The organism is uncultured Brachybacterium sp., from assembly GCF_947500705.1.
Classification (GTDB): domain Bacteria; phylum Actinomycetota; class Actinomycetes; order Actinomycetales; family Dermabacteraceae; genus Brachybacterium.
On record NZ_CANMSY010000004.1, the window covers coordinates 172,450 to 191,945 of the forward strand.

At 69.5% G+C, this 19,496-nt stretch carries 17 protein-coding genes; 7 read left to right on the forward strand and 10 right to left on the reverse strand.

Annotated features, from left to right (window positions below):
* Nucleotides 1–251: 251 nt before the first annotated feature.
* The 7 genes from Q0937_RS09525 to Q0937_RS09555 all read right to left on the reverse strand — a co-directional run bounded on the left by Q0937_RS09525 (nucleotide 252) and on the right by Q0937_RS09555 (nucleotide 7,314).
* Nucleotides 252–1,238 (reverse strand): dienelactone hydrolase family protein, encoded by a 987-nt coding sequence (locus tag Q0937_RS09525; RefSeq protein ID WP_299302928.1) that lies wholly within the window; start codon nucleotides 1,236–1,238, stop codon nucleotides 252–254.
* Between the two features lie 5 nt (nucleotides 1,239–1,243).
* The gene (locus Q0937_RS09530; RefSeq protein WP_299302931.1) at nucleotides 1,244–2,212 is read right to left on the reverse strand and encodes a carbohydrate ABC transporter permease; all 969 of its coding nucleotides are present in this window, start codon (nucleotides 2,210–2,212) and stop codon (nucleotides 1,244–1,246) included.
* The gene (locus Q0937_RS09535) at nucleotides 2,209–2,709 is read right to left on the reverse strand and encodes a hypothetical protein (protein WP_299302934.1); all 501 of its coding nucleotides are present in this window, start codon (nucleotides 2,707–2,709) and stop codon (nucleotides 2,209–2,211) included. Before Q0937_RS09535 ends, Q0937_RS09530 begins: the two co-directional genes overlap by 4 nt.
* Nucleotides 2,693–3,985 carry a glycoside hydrolase family 28 protein gene (locus Q0937_RS09540; RefSeq protein WP_299302937.1) on the reverse strand — a complete coding sequence of 431 codons (1,293 nt, stop codon included), beginning with the start codon at nucleotides 3,983–3,985 and terminating at the stop codon, nucleotides 2,693–2,695. Before Q0937_RS09540 ends, Q0937_RS09535 begins: the two co-directional genes overlap by 17 nt.
* Before the next feature lie 76 nt (nucleotides 3,986–4,061).
* Nucleotides 4,062–5,573 (reverse strand): extracellular solute-binding protein, encoded by a 1,512-nt coding sequence (locus Q0937_RS09545; protein ID WP_299302940.1) that lies wholly within the window; start codon nucleotides 5,571–5,573, stop codon nucleotides 4,062–4,064.
* Nucleotides 5,570–6,298: a YesL family protein gene (locus Q0937_RS09550; RefSeq protein ID WP_299302942.1), complete on the reverse strand. Its 729-nt coding sequence runs from the start codon at nucleotides 6,296–6,298 to the stop codon at nucleotides 5,570–5,572. Before Q0937_RS09550 ends, Q0937_RS09545 begins: the two co-directional genes overlap by 4 nt.
* Nucleotides 6,298–7,314 carry a sugar ABC transporter permease gene (locus tag Q0937_RS09555; RefSeq protein ID WP_299302945.1) on the reverse strand — a complete coding sequence of 339 codons (1,017 nt, stop codon included), beginning with the start codon at nucleotides 7,312–7,314 and terminating at the stop codon, nucleotides 6,298–6,300. The genes Q0937_RS09550 and Q0937_RS09555 overlap by 1 nt, the downstream gene beginning before the upstream one ends.
* Before the next feature lie 461 nt (nucleotides 7,315–7,775).
* Between Q0937_RS09555 and Q0937_RS09560 the strand changes: the two genes are divergently transcribed.
* The 3 genes from Q0937_RS09560 to Q0937_RS09570 are packed head-to-tail and all read left to right on the forward strand — an operon-like array spanning nucleotide 7,776 to nucleotide 12,129.
* Nucleotides 7,776–9,368: a glycoside hydrolase 43 family protein gene (locus Q0937_RS09560; protein ID WP_299302948.1), complete on the forward strand. Its 1,593-nt coding sequence runs from the start codon at nucleotides 7,776–7,778 to the stop codon at nucleotides 9,366–9,368.
* Nucleotides 9,368–11,332, forward strand: a complete 1,965-nt coding sequence (locus Q0937_RS09565) for a DUF6807 family protein (RefSeq protein WP_299302951.1) — start codon at nucleotides 9,368–9,370, stop codon at nucleotides 11,330–11,332. Before Q0937_RS09560 ends, Q0937_RS09565 begins: the two co-directional genes overlap by 1 nt.
* Nucleotides 11,333–11,334: 2 nt before the next feature.
* On the forward strand, nucleotides 11,335–12,129 hold the full coding sequence (locus tag Q0937_RS09570; protein ID WP_299302954.1) for a rhamnogalacturonan acetylesterase: 795 nt from the start codon (nucleotides 11,335–11,337) through the stop codon (nucleotides 12,127–12,129).
* A gap of 117 nt (nucleotides 12,130–12,246) precedes the next feature.
* On the opposite strand, the gene Q0937_RS09575 is transcribed toward Q0937_RS09570, so the two are convergent.
* Nucleotides 12,247–13,881, reverse strand: coding sequence for an alpha-N-arabinofuranosidase (locus Q0937_RS09575; RefSeq protein ID WP_299302957.1), 1,635 nt, complete (start codon nucleotides 13,879–13,881; stop codon nucleotides 12,247–12,249).
* Between the two features lie 80 nt (nucleotides 13,882–13,961).
* A complete protein-coding gene (locus Q0937_RS09580) occupies nucleotides 13,962–15,482 on the reverse strand; it encodes an alpha-N-arabinofuranosidase (RefSeq protein WP_299302960.1) in 1,521 nt (506 codons plus the stop codon).
* Between the two features lie 110 nt (nucleotides 15,483–15,592).
* Here Q0937_RS09580 and Q0937_RS09585 point away from each other — a divergent pair, with 110 nt between their 5' ends.
* Nucleotides 15,593–15,862, forward strand: coding sequence for a hypothetical protein (locus tag Q0937_RS09585; RefSeq protein ID WP_299302963.1), 270 nt, complete (start codon nucleotides 15,593–15,595; stop codon nucleotides 15,860–15,862).
* 38 nt (nucleotides 15,863–15,900) lie between these two features.
* Here Q0937_RS09585 and Q0937_RS09590 read toward each other — a convergent pair whose 3' ends face one another.
* Entirely contained in the window at nucleotides 15,901–16,398 is a 498-nt protein-coding gene (locus Q0937_RS09590; RefSeq protein WP_299302965.1) for a hypothetical protein, read from the reverse strand.
* A 237-nt stretch (nucleotides 16,399–16,635) separates the two neighbouring features.
* Here Q0937_RS09590 and Q0937_RS09595 point away from each other — a divergent pair, with 237 nt between their 5' ends.
* The 3 genes from Q0937_RS09595 (at nucleotide 16,636) to Q0937_RS09605 (ending at nucleotide 19,464) form a co-directional block, all read left to right on the forward strand.
* Nucleotides 16,636–17,283, forward strand: coding sequence for a hypothetical protein (locus Q0937_RS09595; RefSeq protein ID WP_299302968.1), 648 nt, complete (start codon nucleotides 16,636–16,638; stop codon nucleotides 17,281–17,283).
* A 287-nt stretch (nucleotides 17,284–17,570) separates the two neighbouring features.
* Nucleotides 17,571–18,656, forward strand: a complete 1,086-nt coding sequence (locus Q0937_RS09600) for a LacI family DNA-binding transcriptional regulator (protein WP_299302970.1) — start codon at nucleotides 17,571–17,573, stop codon at nucleotides 18,654–18,656.
* A 4-nt stretch (nucleotides 18,657–18,660) separates the two neighbouring features.
* A complete protein-coding gene (locus Q0937_RS09605; RefSeq protein WP_299302973.1) occupies nucleotides 18,661–19,464 on the forward strand; it encodes a thymidylate synthase in 804 nt (267 codons plus the stop codon).
* Nucleotides 19,465–19,496: the final 32 nt, after the last annotated feature.

A 19,496-nucleotide genomic window follows, 5' to 3' on the forward strand; every position in this document is an offset into this window, starting at 1 on the left:
AATTCTCTCCATCGTCGAAGGGTCAGGGTCTCAAGTCATTGGTGGCGCGCGCGTCACAGAGGTCGCAGCAAACGTCCACCCCTTAAACGTACGTCAGGAACGCCTCTTTTCCGCATCCATGCCGGATTGACCACGTTCAGAATCCCGATCCCGCACGGGCTACTCGCCGGTAGCCCCTCTGAGATGTCGCTGTGGCCCCCACGAAGCGACAGCTCAGCGCGCGCACCCCGTCCTCGTCCCGCCAGCTGGAGTCAGCCGGCGAGCGCCTGGACCAGCGCCTCGAGGGAGCGCTCGGCGCGGAAAGCATGACCGCCGCGCGTGACCACGAGCTCGGGCGGGACCGCGCCGTGCGCCTCCCATGCCGGCGCGAGCTGCGCGAACGACTCCCGGGTCGCCGCGATCGGGAAGATGCGGTCCTGCTCCCCCGCCTCGAGGATCAGCGGACGCGGCGCGACGAGGGCGGCGATGTCCGCCATCTCGAGCTCGGGCAGGAGCCCCGGGATGATGTTGCAGGGGCAGTGCCTGATCGAGCACAGGCTCGCCTCGAAGCTGCAGAAGTACGTCGCGACCAGGGCCGCCGCGATCGACGGGTCGGACGCCGCGAGCAGCAGCGCGACCGCCCCTCCCCCGGAGCCGCCGGCGACGGCCACCCGGCCGGGATCCACCCCGGGGAGCTGCCGCAGAGCCTGCACGGCGGCGCGGGCGTCCGCCACCCGGTGGCCCATCACGGGACGGCCGTGCAGGAGCAGGCGTGCGGCATCGATGCCGCAGGAGTTCTCGGCCGGCTCGTAAGGCTCGGCGCCGACGGGGCGCGGGAAACGCCGCCGTCCGAAGCTGATCATCTCCGGGCACAGCACCGTGAACCCGGCGCGCACCAGCTTGTGCGCGAGGCCCTCGTGGTACTCGTCCGTCGGGTCGGTGCGCACCAGGTCATCGATGCCGCGGCCGTGGCCGGCGACCAGCACGACACCGACGCCGCTGGCGAGTTCCGGCGCCGGGCGCAGGAGGAAGGCCGGGATCGAGTCGCCGCCGACGGTGTGCACCCGCACTTCTTCGGGGGCTCCGGTCGCGGGTTCCGACGGGAGGGCCTCGAGACGTGCCGTCTCGCGGATCTCGTCGGCCTGGTCAGCCTGGGGATCGAGAACGGGATCTTCTCGCAGACCGAGCAAGGTGCGCAGGCGCTCCCGCTGCCGCTCGGCGTCCGTCGGCTTGGCAGTCCTCCCCGCAGCTCCCCTCACCGCGCTCAGCCCTTGACCGAGCCGATCAGGGCGCCCTTGACGAAGAAGCGCTGGATGAACGGGTAGACCAGGAGCATCGGCAGGGTCGCGACGGCGATTACGGCCATCTTCACCGACTGCGCCGGGGGCACCACGTCGACGGCGGTGGAGTCGGCGTTCACGCCGCTGGAGACGATGACGATCTGGCGCAGCAGCACCTGGATCGGCCACTTCGAGGAGTCGTTGATGTAGAGCACGGCGTGCATATAGGTGTTCCAGTAGGTCACGCCGTAGAACAGGCCGATGGTCGCGATCGAGGCGACCGACAGGGGCAGCACGATCCGCAGGAACACCCCCAGCTCGGAGCAGCCGTCGATGCGGGCGGACTCCTCGAGGCTCTCCGGGATGCCGGAGAAGAAGTTCCGCATGATCACGAAGTTGAAGGCGTTGATCAGCACCGGCAGCACCAGCGACCACAGCGAGTCCAGCAGCCCCAGCTTGGTGACCACGATGAAGGTGGGGATCATGCCGCCGCTGAACAGCATCGTGAACACGACCATGAAGTTGATGGCGCGCCGCCCCAGCAGATACGGCTTGGCGAGCGCATAGGCCATCAGGGAGGTCACCACCAGGCTCAGGAAGGTGCCGCCCACGGTCACGATCGTCGAGACCCCGATGGCCCGGAAGATGGTGGGGGTGGAGAGGATGTAGCGATAGGCGTCGAGGGTGAATTCGCGCGGGATCAGCAGGAAGTTGCTGGTCGCGAGCTCACCGGGGGTCGCGAAGGAGCTGCCGATGACGTGCACGAAGGGGATCGCGCACAGCAGCGCGAAGCCGGTCAGGATGATCACGTTGAACACCCGGAAGACCTGCTCGCCGGGGGTCAGCGGGCGCAGTTTCGGGGTGCCGTCGCGGCGGCGCCGACGACGGGGCTGCGGGTCGGTGGCCAGTACGGCCTGGACAGGTGCGGTGGTGGCGGTCTGCGAGGTGGTCATGAGGGGCTCCCATCCGTGACCGGTCGAAGGGCGAAGACGCCGGCGGCGACGAAGAAGATGAAGGCGACGGGGAACAGGATCAGCTGGCTGCCCAGCAGGCAGGCGAGGCCGGCGGCGAGGATCCACCAGCCGGCGGTGCGTCGCCAGGGGCGCCGACGGGCCATGAACCAGCCGATCGCCGACAGCAGCAGCACCGCGATCAGGGTGACGGAGAACCAGGCCGCGAGCGTGCGGGCCAGCTCGTGAGCCTCGGCGACGCCGACGCCGGAGTCCGCTTCGGTCCCGACCAGCGCGGGCATCACGACCTGCTCGAAGGTGGTCAGGTCGATCCGGTTCATGACCAGGGCGAATCCGCCCAGGGCCACGAAGGACACGGCCATCCCGATCCCGAGCAGCCAGAGCTCGGCGGTGCGGGAGACCCGCGGGGCGGCCTGCTCGGCGGTGCGGGAGGCGCGACCGGTGCGGGCAGTGCGGCGCGGTTCAGTCATGGTGGACATCGCTCCCCCTGACGTCGAGCTCGAGGTCGGTGCAGGAGGTGGTGAGGACGGCGGGACCGTCGGCTCCCCGCACCCGCACCCGGCTGAGCTCGCCGCCGGCGACGAAGCCGAGCTCGATCCCCGAGCGGACTCGCTCCGGGACGTCCAGCGCCATCTCCGGGGCGGCGGCTCGCGGGTCGGCCGCGAAGCCGATGGTCACATCGTGCAGGCTGAAGTCCTGCAGCGGAGCCTCCGGCAGCCCGAAGATGTGCCCGGCGGAGGCATGCACGTTCGTCGCGGTGAGGTGGGCCAGGTGCAGGGAGCGCAGGAACGGGGTGCCCGCGTCGACCGGGCGTGCCTCGCGGTCGCCGACGTGCGGGTCCTTGCCGTCGGGCCCGCAGAAGTAGAAGGGGTTGACGGTGATGGGACACAGCACGTCGTCCATCACGACATTCGTCACCCGCAGGTTCTCGACCACTCCCCCGCGATCCCGGCGGGTCTTCAGCCGGATGCCGCGGTCGGTGCCCTGGAAGATGCAGTTGCTGATCACGACGTTGCGCACGCCGCCGCTCATCTCGCTGCCGATCACCACCCCGCCGTGGCCGTGGACCATGGTGCAGCCGGTGACGGTGACGTTCTCGGTGGCGACCCGGTCCGGGGTGCGCTCGGTGCCGGACTTGATCGCGATGCAGTCATCGCCCACGTCGATGTGGCAGTCGCTGATGCGCACATTGCGGCAGGACTCGGGGTTGATGCCGTCGGTGTTCGGAGAATCCGCGGGGTTGCGGATGCTGACCCCGGAGACGGTGACGTCCTCGCAGAGCGCGGGGTGCACCGTCCAGGCCGGGGAGTTGCGCAGGGCGACGTCCTTGATCGTGACCCGCTCGCACTCGTGCAGCCCGATCAGGGTGGGCCGGGGATGGGCGAGCTCCTCACGTCGGTCACGGAAGGTGTCCCACCAGGTCTCCCCCGCTCCGTCGATGGTGCCGAGGCCCGTGATCGCGACGTCCTGCTCGCCGTGGGCGAAGAGGCACGGGGAGTGCACCGTCCCCACGGCGCCCTCCCACCGCGCATCCACCGGGGGATACAGCGCCGGATCCGGCACGAACTGCAGGACCGCACCCGCTTCGAGGTGCAGGTCGATGCCGCTGCGCAGGCGCAGCGCCCCGGTGCGATGCACCCCCGCGGGGATGCGGACCTGACCGCCGCCGACGGCCGCGGCCTCATCGATGGCGCGCTGCAGCCGGCTGGTCGCGAGCTGTTCCGTCGTGCGCTGGAGGCTGTCAGCGGTCGTCATGGGATCGTGCCTTCCTTCTGAGGAGCAAAGAGGATCGATGGGCCGGCCACCGTGGCGGCCGGCCCATCGCGAGCTGTCAGCTGACGGCGTCGTGCGCCTCGGTGTATTCCGCGATGATGTCGTCGAGCCCCTGCGAACGGACAGACTCAATAGCCGCCTCGTAATCACTCATCGAGGACTGCCCCACCATGAAGATGTTGTAGGCGTCATTGAGGGACTGCTCGATCGTGCCCCACTGGCTGTCGTAGGTCGCGGAGGTGAGGGACTGCGCGGGGTTGGTGATCGCGTACTCCCCGTTCTCCTCCATCATCTGGTTGGCGAGGTTCACATACTCGTCGGTGGACGTATAGGTCTTGACCGAGTCGGACGGGCGCGAGCTCGAGTACGGCTGGACCTGCTGCTCCCACATCGCCTGGTCGGTGATGGTCACGGCACCATCGCCGTCGATCTCGTAGTGAGAGCCCTCGATGCCGTTGGTCATGAGCTGGAAGGCAGGCTCGTCCAGCAGCTTGTCGATCAGGTTCAAGCCACGGGCGAGGTCCTCCTCGGACTTCAACGACTGGGTGGAGAAGCTCATCAGGCCACCCATGCCACCGCCGGTGTCGGAGACGATCCGACGCGGGACATCGCCGTAGGTGAGGTCATTGATCAGGGTCCACTTGACCTCGGTGTCGGGGTTGATCGACTCAGCGAGCGCGACGTAGTTCTTCGCCTCGAACAAGCCGGTGACCACAATGCCTCCCTTGTCCTGAGCGATCGCCTGCTGCTGGTTCTGCTTCTGGACGGTGACGAACTCCTGGTTGATGCCGCCGGCCTCGAAGATCCCGCGATACCAGTCCATCGCTTCCTTCCACGCATCCGTGGTGCATGCCGGGACGATCTTCCCCGAGTCGTCGAGCTGGAACTTGTCGCCCGCCCCGAAGTAGCCGGCCAGCGAACGGAAACCGACGAGGAAGCTCTCCTGGCGGTCGATGAAGCCTGTCGCGGATGAACCGGTGCCGGTGGGGTCGCCCTCGGCGAAGGCCTTCGCAACCTCCCCGAGTTCCTCGATCGTGTGGGGAACCTCAAGACCGAGTCGGTCGAGCCAGTCCTGACGGATCAGCACGCCATAGCGCGCGAGCGGCTTCTGGAAGGGCACGCCGTACAGCACACCGTTCAACCGTGCGCCCTCAATCGTCGCCGGGTTGATCTGTGAGAGGTTGGGGTAGTCGGCGAGGTGATCCTCGACCTCCCAGAAGAGTCCGGAGGCGAGGGTGGAGCGGATGGATGGCATAGCCAGCTGGTTCAGCGTGGTGATATCCGTGACCGAGCTCGATGCGAGGGCCGCATTGATCTTCTCCTCCTTGGAGGCGTCGGGGACCCACTGGAACTCGAAGTCAGTCCCCGTGTGCTCCGCGAGGGCCTTCATCACGGGCCCGTCATGCTCCGGGGTCGTCGGGGTGTGGAGCATCGACATCCACGTGAGTGGAGCGCCGCCCTCCCCACCATCGCTGCCGCTGCCGCTGGCGGAGCCGCCGCAGGCGGAGAGCGCGAGCGCGCCGGCCGCTGCGACGGGAGCGGACTGGAGGAGATTCCTGCGAGAGATCATGCTGGGGTTCCTTTCGAGAGGGAGTGCACCCGGTCGGAGGCCGAAGCCAGGTGCGGCGTGAGCGCGTCGGTGCGCTGCACGGGAGGCGCGATGGTCCGCGCAGGGACTGCGGGGTCCTCGGCCGCGGCGGGCTCGAGGTCGCGGAGGATCCGCGAGCAGATGGCGGCGAAGACGGCGGCGGGCAGCGCCACGCCGAACATCGCCAGCAGGGGAAGGGCGAAGCGGAGCATCAGCGCGTAGCCGATCACCACCACGGTGGTGCCGATGATCGTCCAGTGGAGCGAGCCGAGACCGAGCAGCAGGGCGCTGGTCAGCTGGGCGCGCAGGCCCTTCACGTCGAGCGCCGCCAGCACGGTGAAGACATAGGCGCAGACGATCCACAGCACGCCCAGGGCCACCAGGTTCGCGGCCCGGAGGTACCAGTCGCCCAGGCTCACCAGGTTCACGAAGATGACGCCGCCGACGCCCATCAGCACGGCACCCACCAGCACGGGCTGCCAGCGCAGCTCACGGGCGTAGCGGAAGAAGGTCCGTGTGGAGGGAGGGGTCTCCCCATGGCGGAACCAGCGGTGGAGGTACTTCGCCATTGCGTAGCTGGCGGGTCCCGCCCCGAGCACTCCGAGGCCCAGCACGGTCACGGCGATCCACAGCAGGTTCAGCCAGGCCAGCCGCCAGAAGCCGCTCAGCTTCCGGTTCACCGCGAGGAACTGCTCGAAGCCGAACATCAGTAGACGCCCTCTTCGCCGAACTTCTTGGCCAGCGAGTTCGCGCCGATCACCAGGACCAGACCCACCAGGCCCTTGAACAGGCCCACGGCGGTGGCGAAGCTGAGCTGGCCGTTCTGGATGCCGGCGGTGTAGACGAAGGTGTCGAAGATTTCTCCGACCTCGCGGTTCATCGAGTTCAGCAGCAGGAACATGTGCTCGAAGCCGAGCTCGAGGAAGTCACCGATCGAGAGGATGAACAGCACGATGATGGTGGGGCGGATCGCCGGCAGGGTGATGTGCCAGGTCTGCTGCCAGCGGTTCGCGCCGTCGATCTCGGAGGCTTCGTACAGCGCCATGTCCACGGCGGTCAGCGCCGCGAGGTAGACGATGGTCCCCCAGCCGGCGGTGCGCCACACGTGCTGGAAGACGTACATCGGGCGCAGCCAGTCGGGATCGGTGAGGAAGCCGATCGGCGCGCCGCCGAGGGAGACGATGAGGTTGTTGATCGCCCCGCCGTCGGTCGTGAGCATCACGTAGAACAGCGACACCACGATCACCCAGGACATGAAGTGCGGGATGTAGATGATGGTCTGGATGCTGCGCTTGAAGAACCGGCCCCGCAGCTCGTTCAGCAGCAGCGCCAGCACGATCGGCACCGGGAACGAGATCAGCATCAGCAGCACCGAGAGCAGCAGCGTGTTGCGCAGCAGCATGAAGAAGGTGTCCTGCGTGAACAGGCGCACGAAGTGCTCGAAGCCGACCCAGGGACTGCCCATGATGCCGAGGAACGGCTTGTAGTCCTGGAACGAGATGATCAGCCCGCCCATCGGCAGGTACTTGAACACCAGGAAGTAGAGGATGCCGGGCAGCGCCATCAGGTACAGCGCCCGGTGCCGCCACATCTTCGCGGCCAGGGTCCGACGGCGCAGCGGGGCGCGGCCGTCGCCGGCACCGGCGCCTGAGGGCGAGCCGGCGTTCGGGCTGTCGAGCAGGGACGTGCTCGCCCGGGGATCGATCACGGAGTCAGCCACCATTGGCCATCCTTGCTCTTCGTCGAGGGCGGGTCGGGACGGTGAGACCGAGCGAGAAACCGCTCTATCGGAAACCGGTATCCCGCTGAGCCCCAATTGTGGAGTCGGTTCGCGTGGCTGTCAACACGTTCGCCGGAAGAATTCCGGACCAGGTCTCAGGGCTGGCGCAGAATGCGCCTCAACTCCGCAGGTCAAAGCGTGTTCACAGCGGTACCTCGCTCCCCGAGCCGCCCATCCCCTGCGGGGCTGACCCCCTCTCGCAGCACCTCTGCGGTGCTGGTACTGTGTGCGACCACAGGGCGGGAAATCGGTTCCCCATCCGTTTCTCGTGCGGCTTCTGGAGCGGTCTCCTCGCGAGCTATTCGGGCGTCGGACCGCCGGTTGCGCAGGCGTATGACGCCATCCCGTTCACCGAGCCCGCACCCCGGGGTCGACGTCGAACCCATCCCTCTGGAGGAGTGAAGTTGGAGCATCGTTCGAACCCCGTCCTCGACGCGGACTGGCCCGATCCGGACGTCATCCGCGTCGGCGCGGACTACTGGATGATCGCCTCCAGCTTCCATCGCGCCCCGGGACTGCCCGTGCTGCGCTCGCAGAACCTGGTGGACTGGGAGCACGTCACCAACGCACTGCCGGCGCTGGTGCCGACCGAGCACTACGGCCTCCCCCGTCGGGGCAGCGGGGTGTGGGCCCCCAGCCTCCGTGAGCACGCGGGCACCTTCTACATCGTCTACCCCGATCCGGACCACGGCATCTTCGTGCTCGATGCCCCGCACCCGGCAGGGCCATGGAGCGCCCCCCGGCTGCTGCTCGCGGGCCGGGGCCTGATCGATCCCTGCCCGCTGTGGGACGAGGACGGCCGCGCCCATCTGGTGCACGGCTGGGCCCGCTCCCGGGCCGGGGTGAAGAATCGCCTCTCCCTGCTCGAGGTCACCCCGGATCTCACCGCGGCGCTGTCTCCGTCGCACGTGGTGATCGACGGCGCCGAGCTCACCGGCATGCTCACGCTCGAGGGGCCCAAGGCCTACCGGAAGGACGGCTGGTACTGGATCTTCGCACCGGCCGGCGGGGTGGCCGACGGGTACCAGGTCGTCTTCCGCGCGCGTTCGATCGAGGGCCCCTATGAGCACCGGATCGTGCTCGAGCAGGACTCGACCCCGGTCAACGGCCCCCACCAGGGCGCCCTGGTGGACGACACCGAGGGCCGCTGGTGGTTCGTGCACTTCCAGGACCGCGGCGTCTTCGGCCGGGTCACCCATGTCCAGCCGGTCCGCTTCGACGAGGACGGCTGGCCGCACATGGGCGAGAGCATCGACGAGGTCCGCGGCCGTCCGGTCGCGCTGGTCCCGACCCCGGGGCCCGGCCCCGCGGCCGAGCCGGCTGACCACGACGCGACGGCGGCACCGCAGCCCTACCGCGAGCCAACCCGCTCCGACTCCTTCACCGCTGCGGGAGATGCTGCCGAGCTCCACCCTCGCTGGCACTGGCAGGCGAACCCGCAGCCCTCGTGGGCCCGCTGCGGCGATGGCCGGCTGGACCTCGCCTTCGCGCCGAGCCCCCGGGGTGACCTGCGGGATCTCGGCGCGATCCTCGCGCAGCAGCTGCCCGGGCAGCCCTCGACCTGGACGGTGACGCTCGAGCTCCCCGCCACGCCGGCGGGTGCGCAGGTCGGCACCGAGCGCGCGGGGCTGGTGGTGCTCGGGCTGAGCTACGCCTGGGTGGGTCTGCACCGCGTCGACGGCCAGGTCGGGCTCGTGCATGGGATCATGGCGGAGGACGAGGTCGACGAGGTGGTCACCACCCATCGCCTGCTCACGGACGATCCCGGGACCCCGGTGTCGGTGCAGCTGCGGCTGGAGTGCGATCGCGTCGGCCGGATCCGGCTCCTGGCCGAGCAGCAGGCGCTGCTCGAGGGCTGGCTGGCCACGAAGGGCCACTGGGTCGGGGCCGAAGTGGGCCTCTTCGCCACGGTGGACAGCATGGTGCACCATGGCCTCACCGAGCGCAGCGCGCGCTTCGGTGCGGTCACCGTCGACCGAGAAGGACGTGAGATCTGATGGCACGCAGCACCGGGGGCCCGACCATCACGCAGGTCGCCGAGGCCGCCGGGGTCTCCCGCGCGACCGTCTCCCGGGTCCTCAACGGCCGCACCTCCGTCGACCCCGGCATCGGCGCTCGCGTGCGCGAGGCGGCGGACCGGCTCCAGTACCGCCCCAACCTCACCGCCCGCTATCTCTCGACCGGTCGCACCATGACCGTGTCCCTGGTGATCCCCGACCTCGGCAACCCGATGTTCCAAAGCGTGCTGCGCAGCCTCACCCGAGCGGCGGAGGCCAACGGCTACGGGGTGCTGGTCGCCGAGGCCTCGACCCCGGAGCGGGAGGCCGGCATCGCCCGGGATGCCCGGCGCCAATGCGATGCGGTGGTGCTGGTGGCACCGCGCATGAACGAGCTCGAGCTCGAGGCGCTGATCCCGGAGATCGCCCCCGTGGTGGTCCTGAACCGCAGGCTCGAGGACCCGCGGGTAGCGAGCGTGGGCATCGACTACGCCAGCGGCATGTCCCAGCTGGTACGGCATCTGGAGTCGCTGGGCCATCGTGACCTGCTGTATGTCTCCGGCCCGCCCCGCAGCGCGGCGCATCAGGAGCGGCTCAGCGCGCTGAACGCTCTTGCGGACACCAGGCCCTCCCTCAGCATCCGCACCATCCTCGGCGGTGCCACCATGACCGCCGGCCACCGCGTGGCCGAGCAGGTGCTGGAGTCAGGGGCCACCGCCGTGATGGCCTTCAACGACCTCGTCGCCTTCGGGCTCCTCGCCCGGCTGAACCAATTCGGCGTCGATGTGCCCGGAGACCTCTCGGTCACCGGCTTCGACGGGATCGAGCTGGTGCGATTCGCGGTGCCGACGCTGACCACCGTCGACCAGGAGGAGCTCGACACCGGGGCCGTCGCCTGGTCGCTGCTGTATCGGCAGCTGGATCCGAGCCGCGCCCCGGAACCCACCGAGCACGCGCTGCTGACCCCGCGGCTGCTGCTCGGCGACAGCACCGGGCGGGTGCCTCCCTCCCGGGCTCCGTCCATGCAGGCGGTACCGGCCAGCGCCGAGCAGCCCCGTCACGAGCTCGACCCCTCGCCGCTCGGCTGGATGCAGGAGAACGGTGCCTGGAACCTCACGCACGGCACCACCCTGCTCAGCACCGCTGTGGACGGCAGCGCGATGGTGCCGGTGCACAGCCCCCGCCCCCACCTGCACCCGGTGCGCTCGCTCGACGGGCGGCCGACGACCGTGGTCACCCCCGTGGATCATCGCCACCACTACGGCGTCTCGCTCGCCCTGCCCGACGTCAACGGCACCACCTACTGGGGCGGCCGGACCTTCGTCGAGGGACGAGGCTCGACCCTGCTGTCCAACCACGGCACCCAGCAGGTGCGGGCGACCCGTGCATCCGAGGACGGCAGCTCCCTGCTCTCGCAGATCGCCTGGCTCTCCCATGAGGGCCGTGACCTGCTCACCGAGCAGCGCACGCTCTCCGCGACGCTGCTGCCCGAGGAACGCGGCTGGGTCCTGGCCTGGCACAGCATCCTCACCCCCGGCTCCGAGCCGCTGCATCTGACCAGCCCCGCCACCCGCGGCCGGCCCGGTGCGGGTTACGGCGGGCTGTTCTGGCGCCTACCCGGTGCGGACGAGACCCGGGTGCTGGTGCAGGAGGGGGCCGGCGAAGCCCTCGCGCATGGCTCCAACGGCGCGGCCCTGGTGATCCAGCGCCGGCACGGCAATTCCTGGTCCAGCCTGGTGATGGTGCAGGACGGGCAGGACCAGGGCCGCATCGACCCCTGGTTCGTGCGAGCCTCGGACTATGTGGGCGTCGGCCCCGGCCTCGCCTGGGACGACGCTCGCGAGGTGCCGCTCGGCGCGACGCTCGAGATCTCGCTGCGGATGCTGCTCCTGGACCGTCAGGTGAGCATCGACGAGGTCCCGCAGCTGCTCGGGGTCGTGCCCGCCGCGGCAGGGGAGGTCTGAGCATGGGAGGGCTGAGCATGGGACAGGTGCTTCCCGCGGCCCGCCGGCGGCGGATCGTGCTCGCCGGCGACTCCACCGTCGCGCCCTATGTGGCCACGGCCTATCCGATGTCCGGCTGGGGTGCCCACCTGGGGGCGGCGCTGACGGCGCGTTGCGCGCTGCTGGACGGGGATGCCATCCCGCTCCACGTCATCGACCTGGCCAAGAACGGGGCCACCACCGAGTCCCATCGCACCGAGGGGCTGTGGGCGGCGGTGCTCGATGCGGCGGCGCCCGGAGATCTGGTGCTGCTCCAGTTCGGGCACAACGACCAGAAGCACGAGCACCTCGCCGCCTGGGACGGATACACCGAGAACCTCACCCGGATGATCGCGGAGGTGCGGGAGCTCGGCGCGCACCCGGTGCTGTGCACCCCGGTGGCGCGGCGACATTACGAGGGCGGGAAGCTGCTGCGCACCCACGGGGAGCACCCCACGGCGGTGCTGGCCCTCTCCGAGACCTTCGACGTGCCGCTGCTCGAGCTCCAGACCCGCACCCGCGCGCTGATCACGACCCTCGGCGAGGAACCCTCGCGCCAGCTGTTCACCCAGCTCCCGGCAGGGACGAGCGAGTTCTATCCCGAGGGCATCGAGGACAACACCCACTTCTCGATCGACGGTGCGATCGCCGTGGCCGAGATCGTCGCCGAGCTGCTCGCTCCGCTGCTGCAGCAGCTGCCCGCCGCGGGGGAGACCGCTACGGGCGCTGCGGCGGGTGCTGCGGCGGGCTCTCCCTCGGCCATGGCGGGCCAGAAGTAGGCGCAGGCCGGATTCGCGGGTCGCCCGTGCGTGAGCATCCCCTCTGAGCGGTCGGCACGCGATGCGCGTACCAGCAGCTCAGAGGGGATACCGGCCAGTCGCCTCTGCCGTGCGGGCTCACTCCCCCAGTTGCAGCTCCACGGTCGCGAAGGAGTGCGGGGGCAGGGTCAGTTCCAGCCCGCGCTCGTGCGGGCGCACGTCGGTGAGCGGAACCGGGGCGACCGCCTCGGGCTGCTCGGGCGTGTTGTGCGCGGCGGAGCTCGCGCCCGTGAGCACGGTCGCCGTGTGACCCGTGACGGAGCGTCCGCGCAGGTCCAGCACCAGGGTCCGCGACTCCGCATGATCCAGGTTCGACAGCGAGACCAGCGCCGTCTCCCCTGTGGTCGAGGCGGAGGCGGAGATCATCGGCAGTGCACGGCCGTCGACCTCGACGGTCTCCTCCGGCAGCAGCACGTGGGCGGCGAGCGCGGAGGCGTCCTGGTGCCCCGCGTTCATCGCGAACACGTGGTAGGTCGGGGTGAGCACGAGCGCGCCGGTATCGGGATCGGTGAGGATCATCGCCTGCAGCACGTTCACCGTCTGAGCGATGTTGGCCATGATCAGGCGATCCGCGTGGCGGTGGAAGCCGTCGAAGTGGATCGAGGCGACCAGCGCGTCGCGAACGGTGTTCTGCTGGTACAGGAAGCCGGGGTTGGTGCCGGGCTCCACGTTCCACCAGGTGCCCCACTCGTCGAAGACCAGGCCCACCTTCTTATGCGGGTCGTAGTGGTCCATCACCGTCGCGTGACGGGCCACCAGCTCCTCGGCATGCGCGGCGCGGGAGAGGGTGCGGTACCACTCCTCCTCGGTGAACTCGGTGGCGGAGCCCTTGTCCTCCCAGGGACCGGACATCGTGTAGTAGTGCATCGAGATCGCCTGGTACGGGCCGGCCTTGCCGTCCCGCTTCTCGAGGTTCGTCGCCGCGCGCATGAGCGCCTCGGTCCAGGCGTAGTCGTGGTCGCTGGCACCAGCGGCGATGCGGGTGACCTCGTTGCCCGCGTGGTCGCGCACGTAGGTGGAGTACTGGCGAGCGAGCGCCGCGTAGTCGTCGGCGCGCATGTTGCCGCCGCAGCCCCAGGCCTCGTTGCCGATGCCGAAGTAGGGCACCTTCCACGGCTCGTCGCGGCCGTTCTCGCGGCGCAGGGAGGCCATCGGCGAGTCGTCGGCGCGGGTGAGGTACTCGATCCACTCGCTCATCTCGCGCACGGTGCCGGAGCCGACGTTGCCGTTGACGTACGCCTCGGTGCCGAGCAGCTCGACGAGGTCCATGAACTCGTGGGTGCCGAAGGAGTTGTCCTCGACGATGTCGCCCCAGTGGGAGTTCACCATCTGCGGGCGCTGCTCGCGCGGGCCGATCCCGTCCTTCCAGTGGTAGTCGTCGGCGAAGCAGCCACCGGGCCAGCGCAGGTTCGGGATCCTCAGGGCGCGCAGCGCCGCCACCACGTCGTCGCGGATGCCTCGGGTGTTCGGGATCTCGGAGTCCTCGCCCACGAAGAAGCCCTCGTAGATGCAGCGGCCAAGGTGCTCGGCGAAGTGGCCGTAGAGGTGGCGGCTGATCGTCGCGCCGGGCAGGTCGAGGTCCACGACCACGCGGGCGGGGCCGTCGGTGGGGGCGGCCGACGGTCCGGTCGAGCCGCTGGCGCGGGAGCCAGGGGTGGTCGAGGCGAGCGCGGAGGTGAGGTCGGCGGCGAGGGTGGGGACGGAGTCGGTCATGGGTGCTCCTGGAGCAGAGGTGCGGAAGCGGGTATGGGCGGGGGCCGACGGACCGGCTGATCCGTCGGCCCCCGAGGTGGTCAGGCCGAAGGACGGGCCAGGCGCACGAGCGACCAGGAGATCGCCGGCAGCGCGCCGACCAGGCGGCCACCCTCGAGGCGCACCGAGTCGTTGGCCTCCGGCGACACGGTGTCGGGCGCATCCTTGGAGTTGGCCGCGTAGGGGTCCTCGTGGTGCAGGGTGACGGCCTCGATCAGCTCGAGATCGCCGAAGGAGGAGAGGTCCGCATCCAGCGCGAGCTCCTCGGCGGTGCCGCGGTTGACGACGAACACGGACAGCGCGCCGTCCTCCTCGTCCCAGGTCGCGACGGCGTCAGCCGCGGAGCTGGTGCCGAAGCGGGCGTTCTCGAAGGTGGGCGCGGTCAGGCGCACATCGAGCACCTCGCCGCGCGCGTGCTGGGAGGTGAGCGCGAAGGGATGGAAGGTGGTCTGCTTCCAGGCCGCGCCGCCGGGCTCGGTCATGATCGGGGCGATCACGTTGACCAGCTGGGCGAGCGAGGCCGAGGCGACGCGGTCACTGTGGCGCAGCAGGGAGATCAGCAGGTTGCCGAAGACCACCGCGTCCATCGCGTTGTAGGTGTCCTCGAGCAGCACCGGCGCGACGGGCCAGTCGTCCCCGCTCGGGGGACGGGACTCGGCGCGGTGCTGGTACCAGACGTTCCACTCGTCGAAGCTGACCATGATGTGCTTCTCGCGCTTGAGCTTCGCGCGCACGTGGTCCGCGGTCGCGACGACGGCGTCGATGAAGTGGTCCATGTCGTCCGCCGAGGCGAGGAAGGAGGCCTGGTCGCCGTCCTTCTCCGCGTAGTAGGCGTGGGCGGAGATCATGTCGACGTGGTCGTAGGCCTCGGTGAGGACCGTGTTCTCCCAGGCGGCGAAGGTCTCCATCGAGGAGCTCGAGGAGCCGCAGGCGATCAGCTCGAGATCCGGGTCCTCCTGGCGCATGGCGCGGGCGGCCTCGGTGGCCACGCGCGCGTACTCCTCGGCGGTCTTGTGGCCGGTCTGCCAGGGGCCGTCCATCTCGTTGCCCAGGCACCACATGCGGATGCCGTGGGACTCGGGGTGGCCGTTTGCGGCGCGCTGGTCCGAGAGGGCGATGCCCTGGGGGGCGTTCGCGTACTGGAGCACGTCGAGCGCCTCCTCGACGCCGCGGGTGCCGAGGTTCACCGCGTACATCGGCTCGACCTCCGCCTTCTTCGCCCAGGCCATGAACTCGTCCAGGCCCACGGTATTGGGGTCGGTCGAGTGCCAGGCGAGGTCGTGGCGGGCGGGGCGCTCCTCGACCGGGCCCACGCCGTCCTCCCACTTGTAGCCGGAGACGAAGTTGCCGCCCGGGTAGCGCACGGAGCTCACACCGAGCTCGCGGGTCAGCGCGAGGACGTCGGAGCGGAAGCCGTCCTCGTCGGCCGACGGATGGTCCGGCTCGAAGATGCCGGTGTAGACACAGCGGCCGAGGTGCTCGACGAAGGCACCGAAGGTGCGACGGCGCACGGGGGCGACCCGGAAGGCGGGGTTGAGAGTAAGGGTGACCTGCGATGACATCAGTGTCTGCGTCCTTCGTGAGGGAGGGGCACGGGTGCGCGCTCGGGGCGCGGCGGCCAGTTCTGCAACGTTGGAAGTAGCTTTCCACAGGCGGGGCGCGGCGTCAACGCGTGGCCGCGCGGGAGCAGCGACGAAGACACTTCGATCCGTGCCTCCACACCCCTCCTCTCGGCGGGGAGTCCGGGACCCTGAAGCTCGATCACCTGGACTCCTGCGCCCGCAGCGGCCAGGCGCATGGCCGCATCGCGGTCTTGCAGGCCGAGATCCTCGCGCACTCCCGGCTCCTGGACGGAGAGGTGGACACCGACGACGAGACCGCCGCGGAGCTGACCCGCCGGACCCCTCCCCACGGTGGAGGGACGGGCGATCACAAGCGATGAGATGGAGGCCCTGGAGCGGGAGCTCCCGGTGCGCTACCTCATCGCCGGACCCGGCCGATGCCCCGTGACGTCGGGAATGACTCAGGCCAGGCGAAGTCCCCGGTGACATGTACGGTCACCAGGCCGTTCTCGGATTTGTAGAGCGAGATCCGGATCCAGGCGTAGTTCTTGCCGACGAGCGGCACCGCCTCATGCAGGAGCGCAGCCATCGGGCCGAGCAGCCACTGCTGCTGGTCACCCTCGCCCTCCGGCCACACGCCGAACAGTGAATAGTCCTCCGGATTGACATAGACATCGGCCCCCGAGCGGACGATGTTGCGGGCATCGTCGAGCTCGATATCCCACTCGGCCAGGTGGAGCAGCTCGCCGGAAGGGTGTCGCAGGAGTTGCATGTCCTCGCCATCGAAGTCCCCCGGGACCATGCGGGCATACTTCTCCAGGGGATCGACGCCGCGATGCACCTCGTCCACGATCTCCCGCATCGTGCCGGCCCATCCACCGTTCCTGCCGCTCTTGGACGACCGTGCTTTGCTCATGCCCGGTGCACCTCCTCGTGCCGATCCGCCTCACTGTCAGCACAGCATGCGTCCCGATCTCACAGCCGTCCAGTCCCTTTCGCTGCCGGTCGAGATCAGCATGCCTGGGAGATTCTCCGAGAGGCTCGCGGACACGTCCCGAGCGGGTTCCTGCCACGCCAGCGAACTCGTGCGAGCTGGCTTATCGTTCGAGGAAGGGCCGCGGTGGCCGCGGTCGGACTCTGGGAAGGGGCCTCGATGCTCACCAGACGCGAGAGAGAGCGCGCTGAGGAGAACCGTGCCGCTCTCGACAAGGTGCGGCAGAGCATCGCCCCTCATCTCCGAGCGGCGGGCTTCCGCAAAGCGAGCATCAACACCTGGCGGTTGGATCTCGCCGAGATCGCCGTGCGCCTCCAGCTGGAGCTGGGCTCACGCCCATCTGGCCCGTGGGCGGCCGTGGGCGGGGAACTGCAGGCGATCGTGGCTGCATCACCGACCCCAGCGACGCCGTTTCGTGAGTGCATCTTCGACAGCCAGCTCGAGCTAGCTCGCCGCGAAACCGCGTATCAGGTCTCTTCTGAAGCGGACCGCTCCGACTTCCTCGATGACCTCATCGAGCATTCGCTGCCGTGGTTGTTGAAGTACGAGAGGTTCGACGACGTGTGGCGCGCCCTGCTCCATGCGGAGCTGCCCAGCGCGATGATCCCAGCTCGACCAGCTCGGCCGAAGCAGCACGCGCGAGAGGCGCTCGAGGTGGCCTTCAACCATCAGCTGGGTCCTGCCTACATCGATGAGGCCGTTGCGTACAGCTGGGACCGCGGCTTCGCCTTCGACCCATCATCGTTCGGCAGCGACATGTCAGAGATCGTAGTCCGGCTGCCGCTCAGCGGCGATCGACGACCCTGACCTCCACCCCGTCCGCGCCCGCGTCCGCGCCCGCGCCACGCCTGACCTATCCCCCAGTTCCGCCCAGATCTGAGCGGAATCGGGGGAGAGGACAGCGCCGGGACGGCTCGTCGGCCACTACCGCCAGTCCGCGACGGTCGCGCACACCCCGGGCGGCGCGCCGCCGACGCGCTCGTCAAGAGCACCGACCTCCCGCGGTGCCGGCAGTACGAGCTGTTCCGGGCGTCCTGATGTGAGGTGCGAATCGCGCCCGCCGCGGGCGACCCGTCAATGCGAGAATCGACCTCATGCCCTCTCGCTCCACCTCCGGCCAGCGGCGTCCGCCTGCGCTGCGCGATGTCGCCGAGCTTGCGGGCGTCTCCATCAAGACCGTCTCCAACGTGGTCAACGACTATCCCCACGTACGGGATTCCACGCGCGAGAAGGTGCGCGAGGCGATCCTGCAGGTCGGCTACCGGCCCCAGGTGGCCGCCCGGCAGCTGCGCACCGGCGCCAGCGGGGTCATCACCCTCGCGGTCCCCTCGCTGACCTTCTCGTACTTCTCTGACCTCTCCCAGCGCTTCATCGACGAGGCTCAGCGCCGCGGCCAGACAGTCGTGCTGCATTCGACCTCCGCCGGTCCGGAGGCCGAGCGCACCGTGCTCGAGGGGTTCCAGCGCGTCTTCGGCGACGGCGTGATCTTCAATCCGCTGTTCCTCGAGGAAGAGCAGTACGCCCGGATGCTCCGCACCACCCAGCCCACCGTGTTCATCGGCGAGCACCTGCCGGAGGCGCTCCCCGAGGGCAGCGATTACGTGCGGATCGACAACCGAGCCGCCTCCTTCGAGGCGACAACCCACCTGCTCGAGGCAGGCCGTCGACGCCTGGCCTTCATCGGTGCGATCGCCACTGAGCGAGGCCGGCAGCCGCACAGCTCCGGCACGCTGCGACGTGACGGCTTCCTCGCCGCGCTGCGCGAGCACGGGCTCTCGGCGGGCGACGAGGCGGTGCAGGCCGTGGACGACTGGCACCGGCCCGACGGCTTCGAAGGAGCGAACATCCTGCTGGATCGCTTCGCGGAGGTGGACGGCATCGTCTGCGGCAACGACGACCTGGCGATCGGCGTGCTCGCCGCGCTTCGCCGCCGCGGCCGGCGCGTGCCCGAGGACGTCGCCGTGATCGGCTACGACGACACCCCCGATGCCCCCTTCGCCTCTCCGCCGCTGAGCACGATCTCCCCGGACAAGGAGACGCTCGCCCGCACCGCCCTGGACCTGCTCAGCGAACGCATCCAGGGTCACGACGGGCCGCCGCGCGTGATCGACGCCCCGTACCGGCTCGTGATGCGCGAGTCCACCACTGTCGCGATCCAGACCGCCATCGAGAAGGAGTGACGCGATGAGCATCCCCACCCCCTACGAGGACCTGCTGCGCGAGGTCATGGAGACCGGCAATGCCAAGAGCGACCGCACCGGCACCGGCACCCGCAGCCTGTTCGGCAAGCAGATCCGCTTCGATCTCTCCGAGGGCTTCCCGCTGATCACCACCAAGCGGGTGCACACCCGCTCGATCATCCTCGAGCTGCTGTGGTTCCTGCGCGGGGACACCAATGTGCGCTGGCTGCAGGAGCACGGGGTGACGATCTGGGACGAATGGGCCGACGAGAACGGCGACCTGGGCCCCGTCTACGGCGCGCAGTGGCGTTCCTGGCCCACCCCCGGCGGCGGGGTGATCGACCAGATCAGCGACGTCATCGAGCAGATCCGCACGAATCCCGACTCGCGCCGGCTGATCGTCTCCGCCTGGAACCCGGCGGACATCCCGAAGATGGCGCTCGCCCCCTGCCATGCGCTGTTCCAGTTCGAGGTGCACGACGGGAAGCTCTCCTGCCAGCTGTACCAGCGCAGCGCCGACCTCTTCCTCGGGGTGCCCTTCAACATCGCCAGCTACGCGCTGCTCACCCACATGATCGCCCAGCAGACGGATCTCGAGGTCGGGGACTTCATCTGGACCGGCGGGGACTGCCACATCTACGACAACCACCACGAGCAGGTCACCCGGCAGCTCTCGCGCGAGCCGTTCCCGTACCCGACGCTGCGGATCGCCCGCCGGCCGGAGTCGATCTTCGGCTACGAGCTCGAGGACTTCGAGATCCTCGACTACCAGCATCACAAGGGCATCAAGGCCCCGGTGGCGGTGTGAGCACGGCGGCCAACGGGACGACGCATCGCGGG